The following is a 19,469-nucleotide window of genomic DNA, read 5'->3' on the forward strand; positions in this document are numbered from 1 at the left end:
CACGCGAGAGGCTCCCTGCGCCGTGTCCGCCGGTGGAGCGTCAGCGGACCTGTTGCGGGACAACGGGCCTGACCGTCACGGCGGGCAGACGGTGCCGTTCGACGGCACCTTCGCGTCGATCAGGTAGTCCTTCACGGCGGTGGTGGCACAGCCCGAGAGCGTCAGGGCGCCGTGCCCGCTGCCCTGCCACCCGATCAGCACCGCACCCGGCAACCGCTGCGCCGCGTGCTCGGTGCCCGGCGCGGGGGTGGAGACGTCGTTGGCCGTGCTCAGCACCACGATCGGCGGCGCGCTCTTCAGCGCGTCGACCTTCTCGGCCTTGGGCGGCGGGAACGGGTTGCAGTGCAGCAGCTGGCGGGCGAACACGGCGCCGAACAGCGCGTGCTTGCCCTGCCAGTCCGCGGCCAGTGCCTTCACCCGGTCCGGCGGGATGCGGGTGGAGGTGTCGTTGCAGCCGATGATCAGGCCCGCGTCGAAGCGCGGCGGGTTCTCGTCGAGGTCGTTCACCACCGGGTCGAGCAGGGCGAACAGGCCGGAGGCGTCGCCGGCGCGGGCCTTCACCACGGCGTCGGCGAGCGCGGGCCAGCGGGTTCGGTCGGCGAGGCCCAGCAGGATCGCGTTCAGCGCGGAGCCCGGGGTCAGGTCGACGTACTCGCCGCGCAGGCGTCCGTTGCGCAGCTGGGTGAGAAGTGCGGAGACGTCCTCACGGGGGTTCGCGAGAGCGCAGCCGCGCGTCTTGCAGTCGCGGGCGAACGCCTCGAACGTCGCTTCGGCCGCCACGGCACGGGACTCGAGCACGCCGACCTGGTCGAGCGTCGGGTCCGGGGCGCCGTCGAGGACGGTGCGGCCGATGCGGTTCGGGTAGCGCTGCGCGTACGTCGTGATGGCGCGCGAGCCCTCGCCGAAGCCGAGGGCGTTGAGGCGGTCGGAGCCGAGGGAGTCGCGGAGGCGTTCCAGGTCGGCGGCGGCGCGCCACGAGTCGAACGCGGTCAGCCTGCCCTCCAGGTCGAGCACGCACTCCTGCGACGCCTCACCGGCGGCCACGACGAGGTTCGACTGCTCGGTCTCGGCGGGGTCGTACTCGACGAGCTGTGCGCGCGTGGCCTGCGGAACGCACGACAGGCCGTCCGAACGGCCCGTGCCGCGGCGGTCCATGCCGATGATCGTGTACGTGCTGAGGACCTCTTTCGGCAACGCCGCCGCGAGCCGCGCGGCCTTCAGCGTGCCGGGCTCGCCGCCGGGGTCGTTCACGACGACCAGCGCGCTCTTGCCGGTGCCGACGCGCATCAGCGCGATGCCGAGCGTGCCGCGGCCGGGACGTCCCGGCGGGTCGAGCACGACGGTCATGCGCGAGCACTCGTAGGTCTGGTCGCCCTGGGGCGCGGTGGCGCCGAGGCGGTCCTTCATCTGCTCGTTGCACGCCGACCACGCCAGCGAGTCCTTTTTGAACTCGCCGAGCGGGGGCACTGGCTGCGGCCCGGCGAGCGTGCTCTGGTCGAAGGGCTGGTTCTCGTCGCCCTTCACCGCGATCACCGGCCGGGTCGACGGCCCCGCGCTGCACGCCGTCAGCACGCTCACTGCCAGTAGGGCCAAGGCAGCGCGACGCACAGATGTCCTCGCTCTCGTTCACGGTCCGGGTGGTGAGCGTCGCACGCGGAAGGTGAGAACGCGGTGAGTCGATGAGCCAGGATGGAGACCATGGCTCACGCTGACCGGCTTCCCGTCGCCCGGTTCCTGGGCGGCATCCCGCCGACGGCGCTCGTGCTGCTGGGGATCGTCAGCGTGCAGGTGGGCGCGGCCGTCGCGAAGCAGCTGTTCGCGACGGCGGGCGCGGTCGGCACGGTGACGTTGCGGCTGGTCGTCGCGGCGATCGTGCTCGTCGCGATCTGGCGGCCGTCGCCGCGGATGGACCGCCGCACGCTGACCGTCGTCCTCACCTACGGCGTGGTGCTCGCGGGGATGAACCTCTGCTTCTACTCCGCGATCGAACGCATCCCGCTCGGCGCGGCCGTCACCATCGAGTTCCTCGGACCGCTCGCGGTGGCGGTCGCCGGGTCGCGGCGCTGGCTCGACGGCCTGTGGGTGCTGCTCGCGGGCACCGGCGTGGTGCTGCTCACGCGCGTGCAGGGCGGTCTGCTGTGGACGGGAGTGCTGTTCGCACTGGCCGCGGGCGCGCTGTGGGCGGCGTACATCCTCGTGACGGCCAAGCTCGGCAGCACCACCAGCGACGGCAAGGGCCTCGCGCTCGCGATGGTCGTCGGGGCGGCGGTCGCGCTGCCGTTCGGCGTCACCTCGGCCGGCACGGCGCTGCTCGACCCGGTGGTGCTGGCGGCGGCCGCGGCTGTCGCGCTGATGTCGTCGGTGATCCCGTACTCGCTGGAGCTGGAGGCGTTGCGGCGCATGCCGCCGCGCGTGTTCGGCATCCTGATGTCGCTCGAACCGGCGGTGGCCGCGGTCGCGGGCCTGCTGCTGCTCGGCGAGCACCTCGCACCGGCGCAGTGGGTCGCCGTCTGCTGCGTCGTGATCGCGTCCGTGGGAGCGACCAGGTCCGCGAGACCCGAGGTCTAACGGGCGCGCAGCTCCCCCTTGAGCACGGAAGCGACGTCGTAGCGGGCCGGGATCTCCAGCTGGTCGTAGCGGCACGACAGCGGCTCGCGGTCCGGGCGCCACCGCGCGAACTGGCCGTTGTGCCGCAGCCGCACCGGCTGCTCGCCCTCGGTCTGGGTGTAGTGGATCTCCAGCACCCGTTCGGGGCGCAACGCCACGTACTCGGCCTGCTTGCCGCGCCACCGGTTGATCTCGCCGGGGATCCGCTGGCCGGGCCGCGGGTCCGCCCACGGGTGCTCCGGCGAGTCGGTGATCAGCGGCGCGAGCTCCGCGGCCAGCTCGCGGCGTTCGGCCGCCTTGAACGAGCCGCAGACGCCGATGTGGTGCAGCAGGTCGTTCGAGTCGTAGACGCCGAGCAGCAGCGAGCCGACGGCCGTGCCGGGCTCGGTGTCCTTGTGCCAGCGCAGCCCCGCGAGCACCACGTCGGCGGTGCGGGCGTGCTTCACCTTGATCATCGACCGCTTGCCCGGCGTGTACGGGCCGTCCGCCGGCTTGCCCATGACGCCGTCCAGCCCGGCGCCCTCGAACAGCGCGAACCACTGCCTCGCCGTCTCGGCCGACGTGGTCGCCGGGGTGACGTTGAGGCCGGGCAACGCGAGCAGCGCCTCGCGCCGCGCCACCGTCGGTGACTCCAGCAGCACCTCGGACCCGAGCGCGAGCAGGTCGAACGCGACGAACGTGGCCGGCGTCGACTCCGACAGCATCGTCACCCGCGAGGCCGCCGGGTGGATGCGCTCGGACAGCGCGTCGAAGTCCAGCTCGTCGTTCTTCGCGACCACCAGCTCGCCGTCGACGACGACCCGTTCGGGCAGCACCTCGAGCATCGAGGCGACGACCTCGGGGAAGTAGCGGTTGAGCGGCTTGCCGCTGCGCGACTGCAGGAGGACCTCGTCGCCGGAGCGGAACACCAGGCAGCGGAAACCGTCCCACTTCGGTTCGAACAGCAGGTCGGCGGTGTCCGGTATGCCGTCCACCGCGGTCGCGAGCATCGGCTGCAGCGGAGGCGTGAGCGGGAGGTCCACGCGGACATCCTGCCTCTTCAGCCGGAATCGCGCCGCCGGTATCGCAACAACAACACGTCGTCCTCGCGCAGCACCGACTCGAGCGCCAGGTCGACCGGGGGCACCACCGGGCCGTGGGCGATCCGGGACGCGTCGCCGACCGCCAGCACCGGTGCCAGGGTCAGGTTCAGCGCGTCCACGAGCCCCTCGGCCACCATCGTCCCGAACAGCCGGGGACCCCCTTCGAGGTCGATCCGGTGCAGCCCGCGCGCCGCGAGCTCGGCGACGGCCACGTTCAGGTCCACCTCCTCCTCCCCGGCGATGACCACGTCGGCGCGCAGCGGCGGCATCCGGGCGGCCTCGGTGGTGATCACGATCGGCGGCACGGACGTGTCGGTGAACAGCGGCAGGTCCGGCGTCAGCGTCCCGCGCGCCGTCACCACGGCGATCGGCAGCGGCGTGGCCCTCCGCGCGCCCCGGTAGCCCTCCGCCAGCACCGTGCCGGCGCCCACCAGCACCACGTCGGCGAGCTCGCGGCCCAGCAGGTAGATCTTCTTGTCCGCCGGCGAACCGAGCCCCGCCGAGCGCCCGTCGACCGACACCGAGCCGTCGGCGCTCGACACGAAGTTCGCGGTCACCCAGGTCCGGCCCCGCGGGTAGGCGTAGAGCGACTCCAGTGCTGTGTCGGTCATCTCAACGCCCGGTGAGGGCCACAACATCTCCACGAACCCATCCCACCACGCCGATAAGGTGCGGGCATGCGCTTGTCCGACCGGGATCCCCAGATCGGTGCCGACGAACTGGTGGAGAGCCTGGTCCCCCCACCGAGGTTCGACCACGTCAGCTTCGACAGCTACCTCCCCAACCCGGACGAGCCCAGCCAGGCCGCCGCGGTCGAGGCCGGCCGCCTGTTCGCCGCACGCGTCAGCACCCGGCGCAAGAAGTGGTCGCTCTTCGGCGGCAGGGCCGAGGACGAGGGCAAGCTCGGCCTCTACCTCGACGGCGGCTTCGGCGTCGGCAAGACCCACCTGCTCGCCTCGCTCTGGCACGCCGTGCCGGGCCCGAAGGCGTACGGCACGTTCGTCGAGCTGACGAACCTGGTCGGCGTCCTGACGTTCCCCGAGGCGGTCCGGCGCCTGAGCGGTCACAAGCTCCTCGCGATCGACGAGTTCGAGCTCGACGACCCCGGTGACACGATGCTGGTCACGCGCCTGATCAAGGAGCTGGTCGCGGCCGGGGTGCACGTCGCCGCCACGTCCAACACGCTGCCCGACAAGCTCGGCGAGGGCCGGTTCGCCGCCGCCGACTTCCTGCGCGAGATCCAGTCGATGTCGTCGAAGTTCGACGTCGTGCGCGTCGACGGCCCCGACTACCGCCACCGCGGCCTGCCCGACGCCCCGCCGCCGATGTCGGACTCCGAGCTGGTCACGAAGGCCGCGAACACGCAGGGCGCGACCCTCGACGACTTCGACGACCTGTGCGCGGCGCTCGCCCGCATCCACCCGTCGAAGTACGGCCGGCTCGTCGACGGCGTCACCGCGGTGCACCTCAAGAACGTCAAACCCGCGCCGGACCAGTCCGTCGCGCTGCGGCTCGTGGCGTTCGGCGACCGGCTCTACGACCGCGACATCCCGGTCGCGGTGTCGGGCCAGCCGCTCTCGGACCTCTTCACCGACGAGATGCTCCGGGGCGGCTACCGGAAGAAGTACCTGCGCGCTGTCAGCCGATTGGTCGCACTGTCCCGGGTTTGACTACCGCGGCGTTCGAGTATCCACTGGTTACGGGCGGGAATGATGACGTCCCGACGTCTTCCGGAGGCACCCATGCTGAGTGAAGCCGAGCGCCGCTCGCTGAAGGAGATCGAGCAGCGGTTGTTGGCGGACGAACCGAGACTGGCCCGCACCATGAACCGCCAGGTGCGGCCCTGGCTGTTCTACTCCCTCCTGCTCGTCTTCGGTGGGCTCACGGTGCTGCTGACGGTGATCGGCGCGTTCGGCGCCGCGTTCCAGTGCCTGCTGGTCACCGCGGCGGCGCTGGTGCTGCGCAGGCACCCGATCCGCCTCCGGTAGCCGGAAACTCGCTGGCGCCCGCGCGGCACGCCCCCGACCATCTGCTGCGTGGGTTATCTGGAAGCGAACGGGCTCGCGTACTCCCTGCCCGACGGCAGGGAGCTGTTCCGCGACGTGTCGTTCAAGGTGAGCGGCGGCACCGTGGTCGCGCTGGTCGGCGCGAACGGCGTCGGCAAGACGACGCTGCAGCGGATCCTGTCGGGTGAGCTCACCCCGAAGCAGGGCAGCGTGCACGTGCAGGGCGGGCTCGCGGTGATGCCGCAGTTCATCGGCTCGGTCCGCGACGACAGCCTCGTGCGCGACCTGCTGCTCGCCATCGCACCCCCGGTGTTGCGGGCCGCCGCGCGGGAGCTCGACGACTCCGAGCTCGCGCTGATGGACACCGACGACGAGGCCGCCCAGATGCGGTACGCCAACGCCCTCACCGCCTACGGCGAGGCGGGCGGCTACGACGTCGAGGTCCTCTGGGACACCGTCACCGTCGCCGCCCTGGGCCTGCCCTACGACCGGGCCCGGTTCCGCGAGGTCCGCACGCTCTCCGGTGGCGAGCAGAAACGCCTGGTCCTCGAAGCGCTGCTGCGCGGTCACGAGCAGGTCCTGCTGCTCGACGAGCCCGACAACTACCTCGACGTCCCCGGCAAGCGCTGGCTGGAGGACCGCCTCCGCGCGACCGACAAGGCTGTGCTCGTCGTCAGCCACGACCGCGAACTGCTCGCCAGTGCCGCCACGCACGTCGTCACCGTCGAGGCGCACTCCGCCTGGACGCACTCCGGCTCGTTCTCCACCTGGCACGCCGCCCGCGCGAAACGCATCGAGAAGCTCCTTGAAGAACACCGCCGTTGGAACGAGGAGCACGAGCGCCTTCGTGAGCTCGTGCGCACTCTCCAGCAACAGGCCAAGTACTCCGAGGCGATGGCGCCCAAGTACCGCGTGATGGCCGCACGTCTGCAACGGTTCGAGGAGGCCGGTCCTCCTCCGGAGATCCCCTCGGACGAGAAGGTCACCCCTCGGCTGAAGGGCGGCCGTACCGGCGTTCGCGCGATCACGTGCGAGGAGCTGGAACTGACCGGGCTGATGAAGCCGTTCTCGCAGGAGATCTTTTTCGGCGACCGGGTCGCGGTCCTCGGCTCCAACGGCTCCGGCAAGAGCCACTTCCTGCGGCTGCTCGGGGGCGACGAGGTCCGGACCACCGGCGAGTGGAGGCTCGGCGCCCGCGTCGTGCCGGGCCTCTTCGCGCAGACGCACGAGCACCCCGAGTGGCTCGGCCGCACGCTCGTGGACATCCTCTGGCACGGCGAGGGCCGCCGGCCCGGCCGCGACCGGGGCGCCGCGATGGCGGTGCTGCAGCGCTACGGCCTGCACCACGCCGGTGACCAGCGCTTCGAGAACCTCTCCGGCGGTCAGCAGGCGCGGTTCCAGATCCTGCTGCTGGAGCTGTCCGGGGCGACGTTGCTGCTGCTCGACGAGCCCACCGACAACCTCGACCTCGCGTCGGCGGAGGCGTTGCAGAACGCTCTGAACGACTTCGAGGGGACGGTGGTGGCGGTGACGCACGACCGGTGGTTCGCGAGGTCGTTCGACCGGTTCCTGCACTTCCGGGCGGACGGCCGGGTGTCCGAAGTGGACGAGCCCGTCTGGACTTAACCGTGCAACTGCGTTCGGCGTCGTTGACCCCGGAGTGAGCTTCCGACACTGTCGCTATCAACTGAGATTTACTGAAAATCTCAGACGGTAAACCTGGGGGAAGGTCCATGAAGCTCCGGTTGTCGATCCTGAGCCTGCTCGCGGTGGTGGTGAGCCTCCTCGGCTTCGCCGGTCCGGCGGCGGCGGTCACACCTATCCGTGACCAGCAGATGTGCAACGCGCGCACCGACTTCACCGCGTTCTTCCGCAACCACGACGCGAAGGACAAGTACTGCTTCAACAACTCGGGCCCGACGACCATCTTCCTCAACATCGAGAGGGTCACCTGGTTCAACGCAGGCGCGAACAGCGGCTCCTTCGAGTTCTGGGACAGTGCTGATGGCAGGACCAAGAGCTACAGCTTCGACAAGGGCAACCAGACCGGGTGCACTTACTGCACGATCTTGAGCCTGACCCTCGACCCGTGACGTGTAGGCGGGTCATCCGGAGTGGACGTGAGCGGGTTCAGGAGAGGTCCCAGCTGACGAACGCGCCGTCGTCCACCACCCCGCCCGCCTTGCGGTAGGTGGCCTGCGCCGCCGCGTCACCCGCGGCGGTGCCGGTCCACATCGCGTAACAACCCCGTTGCACCGCAAGGGCTTTCAACGCCTCGACGAGCGCCGTGCCGATGCCGCGCCGCAGAAAGGCGTCGTGCACGCCCAGTTCGTAGAGGAACATCTCGGTGCCCTTGTCCGGGTGCGTCGTCTCCACCCCGGACACGAACCCCGCCGGCTGGTCGTCCACGTAGGCGATCAGCAGGTGGCTGTGGTCCTGCGCCAGGAACCGGGTGGTCGCGTCCGGCCGCGGCGGCGCGTCGAACAGGTGCGCGGCGGCGGCCACGTCGTCGGGGGAGGCGGCGCGGCGGATCTTCATGCGGCCAGGCTAGGTCACCCGCGCGGCGGGAGCGGGAAGGCGCGTCAGCGCTGTTCGACGTGCGCGGGCAGCTTCCCGTTCCTGACGAGCCTGGTCAGCTCCTCGTGGTCGGCCTCGGTCCGGTCGGCGTAGTCGAACGCGTACCGGGCGAAGGCGTCGTCGAGGTCCTCGCCGCCGCCGTTCTGGAAGTACCCGGCGAGCAGCCGCGGGTCGAGCGAGCGCGTGTGCGCGCGGGCCAGCAGGGCTCCCGCGAACCGGCCGTAGTCGTCGAGGTCGTCGCGCTTCAGGGAGGTCGGGTCGATGCCGCCCTTGCGGTTGCGGAACTGCCGCACGATGAACGGGCGGCCCTCGATCGTCGTCCAGCCGAGCAGGATGTCGGTCTCGGCCTGGACGAGGCGCGCGCCGTGCACGATGCGCTTGCCGTCGTGCTTGGGGTGCTCGACGTCGAGGAACGGCTTCAAGGCGGACGGGCGCGCTTCCTTCGCCTGCAGGACGAGGGCCTCGGAGCCGTTGCCGTGCAACAGGACGAGGTAGTTGCGCAGGCCGACGCTGCCGGTGCCGACGACGCGGAAGGCGACGTCCGAGACGCCGTAGCGCATGATCAGGTTGCGGCGGGACTCGCGCAGGCTGTCCACGTAGGACGGCAGTGCGCCGATCACCGCGTCGGCGGTCTCGGGGGAGACGTCGGTGAAGGTCGGCGGGTTCGTGACGAAACGCCACTTCTCGCCGTCGTGCGCTGTCCACTTCGCCGCGAACCGGGCGCTGGTGTTCCTGCGGGACTTCTCGGCGGCCTTGGAGAAGTCGTTCATCAGGTCGTCGGCCTTGACCTTCGACAGCGTGGACTGGTCGCCCAGGGCGCTCCACGAGTCCATGAACGGCATGTCCGCGAGGCGCTTGATCACCGCGCGGTAGGCGCTCACGGCGTCCTCGGCGGCATCGCGGCAGCCCTTGTCCGACACGCCGCCGACGCGGCCGGCCAGCACCAGGGACGCCACGAGCCGCTTGAGGTCCCACTCCCACGGGCCGGGGAGGGTCTCGTCGAAGTCATTGATGTCCATGACGATCTGGCCCTCGGCCGTGCCGTAGAGGCCGAAGTTCGCCGCGTGCGCATCACCGCACAACTGAGCGTGCAGGCCGGTGACGCACCCGGCGGCGAGGTCGCCCGCCTGCAACCCGGCCGCGCCGCGGAAGAACGCGAAGGGGTTGGCGAGCATCCGCCCCACCCGCAGCGGGACGAGGTGCTCGAGCCTGCCCTCGTTGCTGGCGCGCACGTATTCCAGAACGGACGGGCGTGAGCCGGCCAGCGACATGGGGCGGTGCGCTTTGAAGTCCACTGAGGACCGCAACGCGCGCCCCTTGGCGTAGACCTCTTCCGGCTCGACCCACCTGCCCAGCGCGGCAGCGGCCTCAGCACGCACCCGTTCACCCATAGGAGTCATGATGCACGCGACGGACGGGCGAAGAGGCCCGTCCGTCGCAACTGTGACCTGGTCAGGCCCGCGAATCACCCCAAACCGGGACGAACGACCTCCGCGATGGCCCGGACGCCCAGGTCGATCTCGTCCCTGGTGATCACCAACGGCGGCGCGACGCGCAACGTCGACGCGTGCGTCTCCTTGCACAGCACCCCGCGGGTGGCGAGGGCCTCGGACGCGGCACGGCCGACCGGGCCGCCGGGCGCGATCTCGACGCCCGCCCACAGCCCGCGGCCGCGCACCTCGGCGATGCCGTGGCCGACGAGCTTGCCCAGTTCCGCGTGCAGGTACGCGCCGAGCGAGCGGGAACGTTCCTGGAACTCCCCGGTCGCGAGCAGCCGGACGACGCCGCGGCCCACGGCGCAGGCGAGCGGGTTGCCGCCGAACGTCGACCCGTGCTCACCGGGCTTGAGCACGCCCAGCACCGCGCGCGAGCCGACCACCGCGGACACCGGCAGGATGCCGCCGCCGAGCGCCTTGCCGAGCGTGTAGAGGTCGGCGCGCACGCCCTCGTGGTCGAGCGCGAACAGCTCGCCGGTGCGCCCGAGGCCCGACTGGATCTCGTCGGCGATCATCAGCACGTTGTTCTCGTCGCACAGGCGCCGGATCCCGGCGAGGTAGCCGGCGGGCGGGACGACGACGCCGGCCTCGCCCTGGATCGGTTCGAGCAGCACGGCGGCGGTGCGCGGGGTGATCGCGGACTCGACCTCGTCCAGCGCCCCGTACTTCACGACCTTGAAGCCGGGCGTGAACGGGCCGAAGTCGTTGCGCGCGGTCTCGTCGGTCGAGAACGAGACGATCGTCGTGGTGCGGCCGTGGAAGTTCGACCCGGCGACGATGATCTCGGCGGTGCCCTCCGGCACGCCCTTGACCCGGTAGGCCCACTTGCGCGCGACCTTGATCGCGGACTCGACCGCCTCGGCGCCGGAGTTCATCGCGAGCACCATCTCGGTGCCGGTCAGGGCGGCCAGCTCGCGGCAGAACAGGCCGAACTGGTCGTGGTGGAACGCGCGGCTGGTCAGCGTGACGCGGCCGAGCTGTTCGACGGCCGCGTTCACCAGGGCGGGGTGGCGGTGCCCGAAGTTGAGCGACGAGTAGCCCGACAGGAAGTCCAGGTAGCGGCGGCCCTCGACGTCGGTGACCCACGCCCCCTCGCCGTGCGAGATGACCACCGGCAGCGGGTGGTAGTTGTGGGTGCTCCACTCTTCGTCGAGAGCGACGTAATCAGCGCTGGCCAGGTTCATGGTTCCCGCGGTGTGGTGGTGGGCGGTGGCGGTCATCCTCCAAGGCTAGGGGCCGGAACAGGCGATTTCAGCCGTCAAGCATTGCGCATGGCCTCAGTTCGTTGCGTAGATTCGTCAACGAGCGGAGATGTCTTGCACAGCAGGCGGACGCCGCGGTGAATAGCTACGGTCGGATGATGGTGAAGAAGTCGGTTCGTGACGCCCTGCGACTCGATCGGGTGGACCTCTCCACCCTCGACCCGGCCGGCCGCCCGATCGGCCCCAGGACCAAGAAGGAGGCGGCGGACGACCTCGCCGTCACGGGGGACGAGCTGGAGGCCCTGCAGGAGGCGCTCTACGCGGAGGACTCGCGCGCGGTGCTGCTCGTGCTGCAGGGCATGGACACCTCCGGCAAGGGCGGCGTGGTCAGGCACGTCATGGGCCTGGTCAACCCGCAGGGCGTGCGCATCGCGTCGTTCAAGAAGCCGACCGCCGCCGAGCTGCGGCACCACTACCTCTGGCGCATCCGCAAGGTCCTGCCCGACAAGGGCCACATCGGCGCGTTCGACCGCTCCCACTACGAGGACGTCCTCGTGCCGAAGGTCGAACGTCTGATCAACGCCGCCGAGCTGCGCAACCGCTACAAGGAGATCAACGCGTTCGAACAGGAGCTCGCGGACTCCGGCATCACCCTGGTCAAGTGCTTCCTGCACATCTCGCCGGAGGTGCAGAAGGAACGGCTGCTCGCCCGCCTCGACGACCCGAAGAAGAACTGGAAGTACAACCCGGCCGACATCGACGTGCGGTCGAAGTGGTCGAAGTACCAGGACGCCTACACGCAGGCGTTGCGGAACTGCCGGGACACGCCCTGGTACGCCGTCCCGTCGGACCGCAAGTGGTACCGGAACTGGGCGATCAGCCGGCTGCTGCTGGAGACGATGCGCGAGATGAACCCGGTGTTCCCGCAGCCCGCCTTCGACCTGGAGGCCGAGAAGGCGCGCCTGGTGAACGACGACCCGCTGCGCTAGCCGCTGTTGCGCTGGGCGCAATCTTGATCGTTCCTATTGCCTGGCCGCGACCGTCTGGGCCAGTGTGGAGCCACCGCCGCCGAAGAGATCGACCGGAGGTGCGGACGTGGGTGTGGACCGGCGACGTTTTCTCGGAGCCATGGGCGTAGGAGCTGGACTGCTGATGACCGGAGGAACCGCCGAGGCGGCTGCCGCCACGCGGAGAGTCTTTCTCGGTGCCTACACGACGTGGAGCGGGGGCGCCGAGGGCATCGGCGTCGGCACCTACGACACCTCGAACGGCCAGCTGAGGACTACCGGTGTGATCCGCGGTGTGGTCAACCCGTCGTTCGTCGTCGAGTCGCGCGACGGCAGGTTCCTCTACGCCGTCAACGAGACCAGCCGGGGTGAGGTCACCGCGATCGACGCGGCCACGCTGGAGGTCGTCGGCAAGCAGCCGACCGGCGGCGCCGACCCGTGCCACCTGACGGTCGACCCGTCCGGGAAGTTCCTGGTCACGGCCGACTACTCGTCCGGCTCGCTGAGCGTTTTCCCCGTCGGCGCGGACGGTGGTCTCGGCGCGCGGACGCAGAAGGTGCAGCACCAGGGCTCCGGGCCGAACAAAGAACGCCAGGAGGGCCCCCACGCGCACCACATCGTGTTCGACGTGGCGGGCAGGTACGCGGCCGCCGTCGACCTCGGCGCCGACTCGGTGTTCGTCTACTCGCTGGCCGGCGGGAAGCTGACCCGGGTCTCGCAGGCCAGGGTCAAGCCGGGTGCCGGGCCGAGGCACATCGCGTTCCACCCGGACGGCAAGACCGCGTACGTGGCGAACGAGCTGGACTCGACCATCGTGACCTGCTCCTACGCGAACGGGACGCTCACGCCGGGCCAGGTGCTGCCCACCGTGCCGGCCGGCAGCCCGACGAACTACCCGGCCGAGGTCCTGGTGTCGGCGGACGGCAAGCACGTCTACCTGTCGAACCGGGGACACGACAGCATCGCGCACTTCGCGGTCTGCGGGTCCGGGCTGACCCTGGTCGGCCACACGCCGGTCGGCGGCAAGTACCCGCGGCACATCACGTTCGACCCGACCGGGTCGTTCCTCTTCGCCGCCAACCAGAACTCGAACAACGTCACGTCGTTCGCGGTGGACCGGGCGACCGGGAAGCTGACCCCGTCCGGGACGCCGCTGCAGACCCCCATCCCGGTCTGCGTGCTGCCCGCACGACAGGGCTGACGCCCTGCTGACCGACCGTCCACAGTGGTGCTCCGCCCGGCGTGCCGACGACGTGCGCGCCGGGCGGACCACGGCGGGTGCCCGTCGCCACCGCCGGCCAACGGCGTATCGGGCTCGGCTTCGAGGCGCATTCGTGTGATCATGCGCGGGTGAGTTCTCTGAGGGAGGTCACGGCCACCCGGTACGTGACGCCGTTCCGCGAGGGCGGGTCGATGCCGGGTCTGGTCGAGGCCGACGACCTGGGCATGTACGTGGTGAAGTTCCGCGGCGCGGGACAGGGCGTGAAGGTCCTGGTCGCCGAGGTCGTCGTCGGCGAGCTGGCGCGACGGCTGGGCTTCCGCATACCGGAGATCGTCCTGGTGCACCTCGACCCGGAGCTGGCGCGCGCGGAACCCGACCAGGAGGTCCAGGAGCTGCTGCGGGCCAGCGGCGGGCTCAACCTCGGACTCGACTACCTGCCCGGCTCGTTCGACTTCAACCCGGTCGTGCGCGACCCCGGCGCCGGGCTCGCGACGAAGCTGCTGTGGTTCGACGCACTGGTGCTCAACGTCGACCGCAGCTGGCGCAACCCGAACATGCTGCTGTGGCACCGCGAGCCGTGGCTCATCGACCACGGCGCCGCGCTGTACTTCCACTACTCGTGGAGCGAGGACCGCCCGGCCACCAGGGACTACCGCTACGACGCCTCCGACCACGCGATGCTGCCGAGCGCCGCCGCACTGTCCGAAGTGGACTCGGAGATGGCGGGGCGGATCACGCCGGCGCTGCTCGACGAGGTGCTCGCGCTCGTCCCCGACTCCTGGCTCGAAGGCGACCCGGCCGAACTCCGCGGCCGCTACAAGGACTTCTTCACCTACCGCCTCGCGCACCGCGGCTGGGTCGACTCGCTGGAGGCCGCGCGTGCCGCACGTGTTTGAGTACGCGCTGCTGCGGGCCGTCCCGCGGCAGGAGCGCGGCGAGTTCATGAACGTCGGCGTCATCGTCTACTGCGCGCCGCTGGACTTCCTGTGCGCGAAGACCCATGTGGACGGAGACCGGTTGCGCGCGCTCGACCCGCACCTCGACGTGGAGACGCTCGAAAGCAGCCTCGCGCACCTCACCCGCTCGTGCGACGGCAGCCCCGACGCCGGTCCGGTCAGCAGGACCACGGTGGGGCAGCGGTTCCGGTGGCTGACGGCGCCGCGCAGCACCATCGTCCAGACGTCACCGGCTCACACCGGGTGGACCGACGACCCGTCCGCCGAGGTCACCCGCCTTTTCGAGACGTTGGTGCTGCCACCCCGGTAGGTTTCCTCGCAACCTGACGGGACGAACGGCGTCCCTAGTTGCAAAGCGGAACTGAAGCGATCGGGGTTGGCGACACATGAGCGCTGGGTATCACCACGGCTACCAGCAGCCGCGGCGGCCCATGCCGCCGCAGCGGCCGATGAGGAAGAAGAGGCGTCCCGGACGCGTCATCCTGGTGCTGCTGCTCGTCCTGGTGCTGGGCACGGTCGGGTTCGCGTTCTACGTGGACTCGACGCTGACCCGGATCAACGCGCTGCCGGACTACGAGGGCCGCCCCGCCGAGACGCCGGGCACCACGTGGCTGCTCGTCGGGTCGGACGCGCGGGAAGGCCTGACGCAGGAGCAGAAGGACGCGCTCGCCACCGGTGACGCCGCGGGCCGGCGCACCGACACCATCATGATGCTGCACCTGCCCGACAACAGCGCCGCCAAGCCGGTGCTGCTGTCGATCCCGCGCGACTCCTACGTCCCGATCCCGCAGAACGGCCGCAACAAGGTCAACGCGGCGTACGCGTTCGGTGGGCCGCAGATGCTCGTGCAGACCGTCGAGGGCGCGACCGGCGTGCGGATCGACCACTACATGGAGATCGGCTTCGGCGGGTTCTCCGACATGGTCGACGCGGTCGGCGGTGTCGACCTCTGCCTCGACCAGCCGATCAAGGACCCGCTCGCCGGCATCGACCTGCCCGCGGGCTGCCAGGAGCTCGACGGGCCGCAGGCGCTCGGCTTCGTCCGGACGCGCGCGTTCGCGACCGCCGACCTGCAGCGCGTGCAGAACCAGCGGCAGTTCCTGTCCGCGTTGTTCACCAAGGTCAAGAGCCCGGCCACGCTGGCGAACCCGTTCCGCGTCATCCCTTTGATGAACGCGGCCTCGGGTGCGGTGTCGGTCAACGAGGACGACCACGTGTGGCACCTCGCGAGCGTCGCGCTCAACATGGGCGACGCCACCAGCGGAACGGTGCCGGTCGGTTCCACGCCGACGGTGCCCGGTGCGGGCTCGGTCGTGCAGTGGAACAAGGAGAAGGCCTCGCAGCTCTTCGACCTGATCAGCAAGGACGAGCCGGTGCCCGCCGAGCTGATCGCCCCTCCGAAGTAGCTACTGCCCGTCGGGCTCGGTTGTGGGCTCCGAGCCGGTCAAACCGGCCTCCTGCGCGATGCTTTCGAACTCGCGCAGGAGGTCGTCGTAAATAGGCGTGGTCGACATGGGTACAGCCCCCTCGTGCGGATCTTCCCCCGTTCAGGTGACGGGAGCTTACGCCCCTGTACCCACCTTCCCGGCAGATATGCCTTCTAAACGCTAAATGGTGGCTAAAGCCACCTGGTGACCAGGCGTTGTGTGGGTCGACCACATGTCGATGACGCCGTGTGACGCCTACCGTTTCCGGTCATGTCGAGTGTCACGGGTCACAGCGCGCTGGTCACCGGAGCCGCGAGCGGCATCGGTCTGGCCTGCGCCCGCGCACTGGCCGCCGAAGGTGCCGAGGTCCACCTGGCCGACCGCGACCCCGGGGTCCTCGCCGTCGCCGAGGAGCTCGGCGGTGTCGGGCACGTGCTCGACCTGACCGGTCCGGTCGACGCGCTGCCCCGCGAGGTCGACATCCTCGTCAACAACGCCGGCGTGCAGCACGTCGCCCCCATCCAGGAGTTCCCCGCCGAGCGCTTCTCGGCGATGGTCGAGCTCATGCTCGGGGCGGCGTTCCGGCTCACCCGGCACGTGCTGCCGCACATGTACGACCGCGGCTGGGGCCGGCTGGTCCACATCTCCAGCGTGCACGGGATGCGCGCGTCCGCCTTCAAGTCCGCCTACGTCGCCGCGAAGCACGGCCTGGAGGGGTTCTCCAAGGTCGCCGCGCTCGAGGGCGCGCCGCACGGCGTCACGTCGAACTGCGTGCAGCCCGGCTACGTGCGGACCCCGTTGGTGGAGAAGCAGATCGCGGACCAGGCGAAGGTGCACGACATCGCCGCCGAGGACGTGACCTCCCGGATCTTCCTGCAGCGCAGCGCGGTCAAGCGGCTGATCGAGCCCTCCGAGGTGGCGTCGGCCGTGCTGTGGTTGTGCGACAACAGTTTTGTCACCGGTACGTCGTTGGCCGTCGACGGCGGCTGGTCAGCTCAATGAGGAGTTGTCGATGATCAAAAAAGTGGTGGGTGCCTCGCTCATCGGGACAACTGTCGAGTGGTACGACTTCTTCCTCTACGGGTCGGCCGCCGCTCTGGTGTTCAACAAGTTGTTCTTCCCGACCGCGGACCCGCTGACCGGCACGCTGCTCGCGTTCACCACGTACGCGATCGGCTTCCTGGCGCGCCCGCTCGGTGGCCTCGTCTTCGGCCACTACGGGGATCGCCTGGGGCGCAAGAAGCTGCTCGTGCTGTCGCTGCTGCTGATGGGTGGCGCGACGATGCTGATGGGCGTGCTGCCGACGTACGCGTCGGTGGGTGTCCTGGCGCCGTTGCTGCTGACGTTGCTGCGGCTGGTGCAGGGCTTCGCGCTCGGTGGCGAGTGGGGCGGGGCCGTGCTGATCGTGTCGGAGCACGGTGACTCGAAGCGGCGCGGGTTCTGGGCGTCGTGGCCGCAGGCGGGCGCGCCGGGCGGCAACCTGCTGGCGACCGGTGTGCTGGCGGTGCTGGCGGCGGTGCAGTCCGACGAGCAGTTCCTCGCGTGGGGCTGGCGGATCCCGTTCCTGCTCTCGGGTCTGCTGGTCGTGATCGGCCTGTGGATCCGCCTGCAGGTGGCCGAGTCCCCGGTCTTCCTGGCCGCGCAGGAGAGGGCGGCCAAGGAGCCCAGGCAGGAGAAGGCGCCGGTTCTCGAACTGCTCAAGCACAACTGGCGCGAGGTGCTGGTCGCGATGGGCGCCCGGCTCGCCGAGAACGTGTCGTACTACGTGATCACGGCGTTCATCCTGGTGTACGTGACGACCGGGCTCGGGTTGTCGAAGTCGGTGGGTCTCAACGCGGTGCTGATCGGCTCGGCGGTGCACCTGGTGACGATCCCGCTGTGGGGCCACCTGTCCGACCGGTTCGGGCGGAGGTCGATCTACCTCGTCGGCGCGGTGGGCATGGCCGTGTGGGTGTTCGCGTTCTTCGCGATGCTCGACACCAGGAACCCCGGGTTGATCATCCTGGCGACGACGGTCGGTCTCGTGCTGCACGGCGCGATGTACGGGCCGCAGGCGGCGTTCTTCTCGGAGCTGTTCGGCACGCGGGTGCGCTACTCGGGCGCGTCGATCGGCTACCAGCTCGCGTCCATCGCGGCCGGCGCGCTGGCCCCGCTGATCGCGACCGCGCTGCTGAAGGCGTACGGGTCGTCGTTCCCCATCTCGATCTACGTGGTGGCGATGTGCGTGCTGACCGTCGTCGCGGTGCTGGCCGCCCGTGAGACCCGTGGTGCGGATCTGGAGGAACGTGACAGGGTTGGGGTGTGACACGGCGGCGTGAGGCCGAACTGGCGGCGTTGTTCGAGACCGCGTCCGAGCTCGCCGGCATGCGAGACCCGGACGCGGTGCTCCGCTCGATCGTGCGCAGGGCCCGGACGCTGCTCGGGACGGACGTCTCGTACCTGTCGATGAACGACCCGGCCGGCACCTACATGCGGGTGACGGACGGGTCGTTCTCGCCGTTGTTCCAGAAGGTGAGGCTCGGGCTCGGCGAGGGCCTGGGCGGGCTCGTCGCGCAGACGGCCCGGCCGTACGCGAGCTCCGACTACTTCGCCGACGCCCGCTTCAACCACACCCGGGCGATCGACTCGGCGGTGCGCGACGAGGGCCTCACGGCGATCCTGGGCGTGCCGCTCAAGCTCGACTCGAAGGTCATCGGCGTGCTGTACGCGGCGGACCGGACGCCGCGCGAGTTCCCGCCGGAGGAAGTGGCGCTGCTGCAGTCGCTGGCCGACCACGCGGCGATCGCGATCGACACAGCGTCGTTGTTCGCCACGATCCAGTCGCACAACGAAGCCATGAAACGCGCCGAGGAAGCCCACGACCGCCTCACGGACCTGGTGCTGCGCGGTGGTTCCTCGGCGGAGGTGGCGGCGGCCGTGGGGGAGCTGCTCGGCGGGCCGGTCGAGGTGCTGGAGACGGTGCCCACGCCCGCGGTGCGCGCCAACGGGCGGGCCGTGCTGCTCGGCGACGTGTGGGTGTGCGCGGTGCTGGCGGGCTCGGAGCTGCTCGGCGGGATCGCGCTCTCGCACCGCCCGGACCTCCCGGACGCCGACCGGCGGGTGTTCGAGCGGTCGGCGGCGGTGACCGCGTTGCTGTTGCTGCTGCGGCGCACCGTGGCCGAGGCGGAGAACAAGGTCCGCGGTGAGCTGATCACCGACATCCTCGACGGCCGGGACGCCACCGGGCTGCTCGCGCGGGGGCGCCGGGTCGGCGTCGAGCTGAGCGACCCGCACGTGGTGCTGGTGGCGGACGGGAACCTGTCCGGCGCGACGCACTACGCGTCGGTCCACAGAGGACTGGCGGGCTCGCGCGGCCGGGACGTCGTGCTGGCGCTGCCCTCGACGTCCACGGACGTCGCCCGTGACGTGGCCAAGGCGCTGGACGCGACGGTCGGCGCGTGCGGACCGGTCGCGGGACCCCGGGCGATCGCGGCGGCCTACGAGGAGGCGCGGCGGTGCCTGAAGGCGTTGCGGCAGCTGGGCCGGGAGAAGGACGCCGCGACAATGGCCGACCTCGGGTTCGTCGGCGTCCTGCTGGGTGACCGCGCGGACGTGTCCGGGTACGTGCGGTCGGTGCTCGGCCCCGTGCTCGACTACGACTCCGAACGCGGCACGGAGCTGGTGCACACGCTGGAGGTCTACTTCCGCTGCGGCGCGAACCTCAGCCGCGCCAAGGCCGAGCTGCACGTCCACGTCAACACGGTCACGCAACGGCTCGACCGCGTCACATCGCTGCTCGGCGACTGGCAGTCGCCGGACCGCGTGCTGGAGGTGCAGCTCGCCCTGCGGTTGCTCCGGCTCCAGGGCTGACGCGGGCGCGGCGGAGCGGCCGGACCCACGTCGTGCGC

General features: G+C 70.6%; 19 protein-coding genes. 13 read left to right on the forward strand and 6 right to left on the reverse strand.

Annotated elements, in window-relative coordinates:
• Nucleotides 1-75 precede the first annotated feature (75 nt).
• Nucleotides 76-1,578, reverse strand: coding sequence for an alpha/beta hydrolase (locus L6E10_RS12000; RefSeq protein ID WP_236219582.1), 1,503 nt, complete (start codon nt 1,576-1,578; stop codon nt 76-78).
• A 120-nt stretch (nt 1,579-1,698) separates the two neighbouring features.
• On the opposite strand from L6E10_RS12000, the gene L6E10_RS12005 reads away from it, so the two are divergent.
• Nucleotides 1,699-2,568 carry a DMT family transporter gene (locus L6E10_RS12005; protein WP_236219583.1) on the forward strand — a complete coding sequence of 290 codons (870 nt, stop codon included), beginning with the start codon at nt 1,699-1,701 and terminating at the stop codon, nt 2,566-2,568.
• On the opposite strand, the gene L6E10_RS12010 is transcribed toward L6E10_RS12005, so the two are convergent.
• Nucleotides 2,565-3,629, reverse strand: coding sequence for an ATP-dependent DNA ligase (locus L6E10_RS12010; protein WP_236219584.1), 1,065 nt, complete (start codon nt 3,627-3,629; stop codon nt 2,565-2,567). The genes L6E10_RS12005 and L6E10_RS12010 overlap by 4 nt on opposite strands.
• A gap of 17 nt (nt 3,630-3,646) precedes the next feature.
• Nucleotides 3,647-4,300 (reverse strand): dihydrofolate reductase family protein, encoded by a 654-nt coding sequence (locus L6E10_RS12015; protein WP_236219585.1) that lies wholly within the window; start codon nt 4,298-4,300, stop codon nt 3,647-3,649.
• Between the two features lie 66 nt (nt 4,301-4,366).
• Here L6E10_RS12015 and zapE point away from each other — a divergent pair, with 66 nt between their 5' ends.
• The 4 genes from zapE to L6E10_RS12035 all read left to right on the forward strand — a co-directional run bounded on the left by zapE (nt 4,367) and on the right by L6E10_RS12035 (nt 7,788).
• The gene (gene zapE, locus L6E10_RS12020) at nt 4,367-5,359 is read left to right on the forward strand and encodes a cell division protein ZapE (protein WP_236219586.1); all 993 of its coding nucleotides are present in this window, start codon (nt 4,367-4,369) and stop codon (nt 5,357-5,359) included.
• Between the two features lie 72 nt (nt 5,360-5,431).
• The gene (locus L6E10_RS12025) at nt 5,432-5,677 is read left to right on the forward strand and encodes a DUF3040 domain-containing protein (RefSeq protein ID WP_236219587.1); all 246 of its coding nucleotides are present in this window, start codon (nt 5,432-5,434) and stop codon (nt 5,675-5,677) included.
• A gap of 48 nt (nt 5,678-5,725) precedes the next feature.
• A complete protein-coding gene (locus L6E10_RS12030) occupies nt 5,726-7,321 on the forward strand; it encodes an ABC-F family ATP-binding cassette domain-containing protein (RefSeq protein WP_236219588.1) in 1,596 nt (531 codons plus the stop codon).
• Between the two features lie 107 nt (nt 7,322-7,428).
• The gene (locus L6E10_RS12035; protein WP_090104395.1) at nt 7,429-7,788 is read left to right on the forward strand and encodes a hypothetical protein; all 360 of its coding nucleotides are present in this window, start codon (nt 7,429-7,431) and stop codon (nt 7,786-7,788) included.
• Between the two features lie 37 nt (nt 7,789-7,825).
• Here L6E10_RS12035 and L6E10_RS12040 read toward each other — a convergent pair whose 3' ends face one another.
• The 3 genes from L6E10_RS12040 to rocD all read right to left on the reverse strand — a co-directional run bounded on the left by L6E10_RS12040 (nt 7,826) and on the right by rocD (nt 10,988).
• Nucleotides 7,826-8,233: a GNAT family N-acetyltransferase gene (locus tag L6E10_RS12040; protein WP_236219589.1), complete on the reverse strand. Its 408-nt coding sequence runs from the start codon at nt 8,231-8,233 to the stop codon at nt 7,826-7,828.
• A 44-nt stretch (nt 8,234-8,277) separates the two neighbouring features.
• Nucleotides 8,278-9,663 carry a DUF2252 domain-containing protein gene (locus L6E10_RS12045; RefSeq protein ID WP_236219590.1) on the reverse strand — a complete coding sequence of 462 codons (1,386 nt, stop codon included), beginning with the start codon at nt 9,661-9,663 and terminating at the stop codon, nt 8,278-8,280.
• A gap of 74 nt (nt 9,664-9,737) precedes the next feature.
• Nucleotides 9,738-10,988, reverse strand: coding sequence for an ornithine--oxo-acid transaminase (gene rocD / locus L6E10_RS12050; RefSeq protein WP_275676429.1), 1,251 nt, complete (start codon nt 10,986-10,988; stop codon nt 9,738-9,740).
• A 140-nt stretch (nt 10,989-11,128) separates the two neighbouring features.
• On the opposite strand from rocD, the gene L6E10_RS12055 reads away from it, so the two are divergent.
• The 8 genes from L6E10_RS12055 to L6E10_RS12090 all read left to right on the forward strand — a co-directional run bounded on the left by L6E10_RS12055 (nt 11,129) and on the right by L6E10_RS12090 (nt 19,431).
• Entirely contained in the window at nt 11,129-11,959 is an 831-nt protein-coding gene (locus L6E10_RS12055) for a PPK2 family polyphosphate kinase (RefSeq protein WP_236219591.1), read from the forward strand.
• A gap of 163 nt (nt 11,960-12,122) precedes the next feature.
• Entirely contained in the window at nt 12,123-13,178 is a 1,056-nt protein-coding gene (locus L6E10_RS12060) for a lactonase family protein (RefSeq protein WP_236219592.1), read from the forward strand.
• A 149-nt stretch (nt 13,179-13,327) separates the two neighbouring features.
• A complete protein-coding gene (locus tag L6E10_RS12065) occupies nt 13,328-14,095 on the forward strand; it encodes a HipA family kinase (RefSeq protein WP_236219593.1) in 768 nt (255 codons plus the stop codon).
• A complete protein-coding gene (locus L6E10_RS12070) occupies nt 14,079-14,465 on the forward strand; it encodes a DUF3037 domain-containing protein (protein ID WP_236219594.1) in 387 nt (128 codons plus the stop codon). Before L6E10_RS12065 ends, L6E10_RS12070 begins: the two co-directional genes overlap by 17 nt.
• 76 nt (nt 14,466-14,541) lie before the next feature.
• Entirely contained in the window at nt 14,542-15,561 is a 1,020-nt protein-coding gene (locus L6E10_RS12075; protein WP_236219595.1) for an LCP family protein, read from the forward strand.
• 291 nt (nt 15,562-15,852) lie between these two features.
• A complete protein-coding gene (locus L6E10_RS12080) occupies nt 15,853-16,584 on the forward strand; it encodes an SDR family NAD(P)-dependent oxidoreductase (protein WP_236219596.1) in 732 nt (243 codons plus the stop codon).
• A 10-nt stretch (nt 16,585-16,594) separates the two neighbouring features.
• Nucleotides 16,595-17,887, forward strand: coding sequence for an MFS transporter (locus L6E10_RS12085; RefSeq protein ID WP_236219597.1), 1,293 nt, complete (start codon nt 16,595-16,597; stop codon nt 17,885-17,887).
• Nucleotides 17,884-19,431, forward strand: coding sequence for a GAF domain-containing protein (locus L6E10_RS12090; RefSeq protein WP_236219598.1), 1,548 nt, complete (start codon nt 17,884-17,886; stop codon nt 19,429-19,431). Before L6E10_RS12085 ends, L6E10_RS12090 begins: the two co-directional genes overlap by 4 nt.
• Nucleotides 19,432-19,469: the final 38 nt, after the last annotated feature.

The sequence above is a fragment of the Lentzea sp. CC55 genome (assembly GCF_021056325.1).
Lineage (GTDB): Bacteria > Actinomycetota > Actinomycetes > Mycobacteriales > Pseudonocardiaceae > Lentzea > Lentzea jiangxiensis.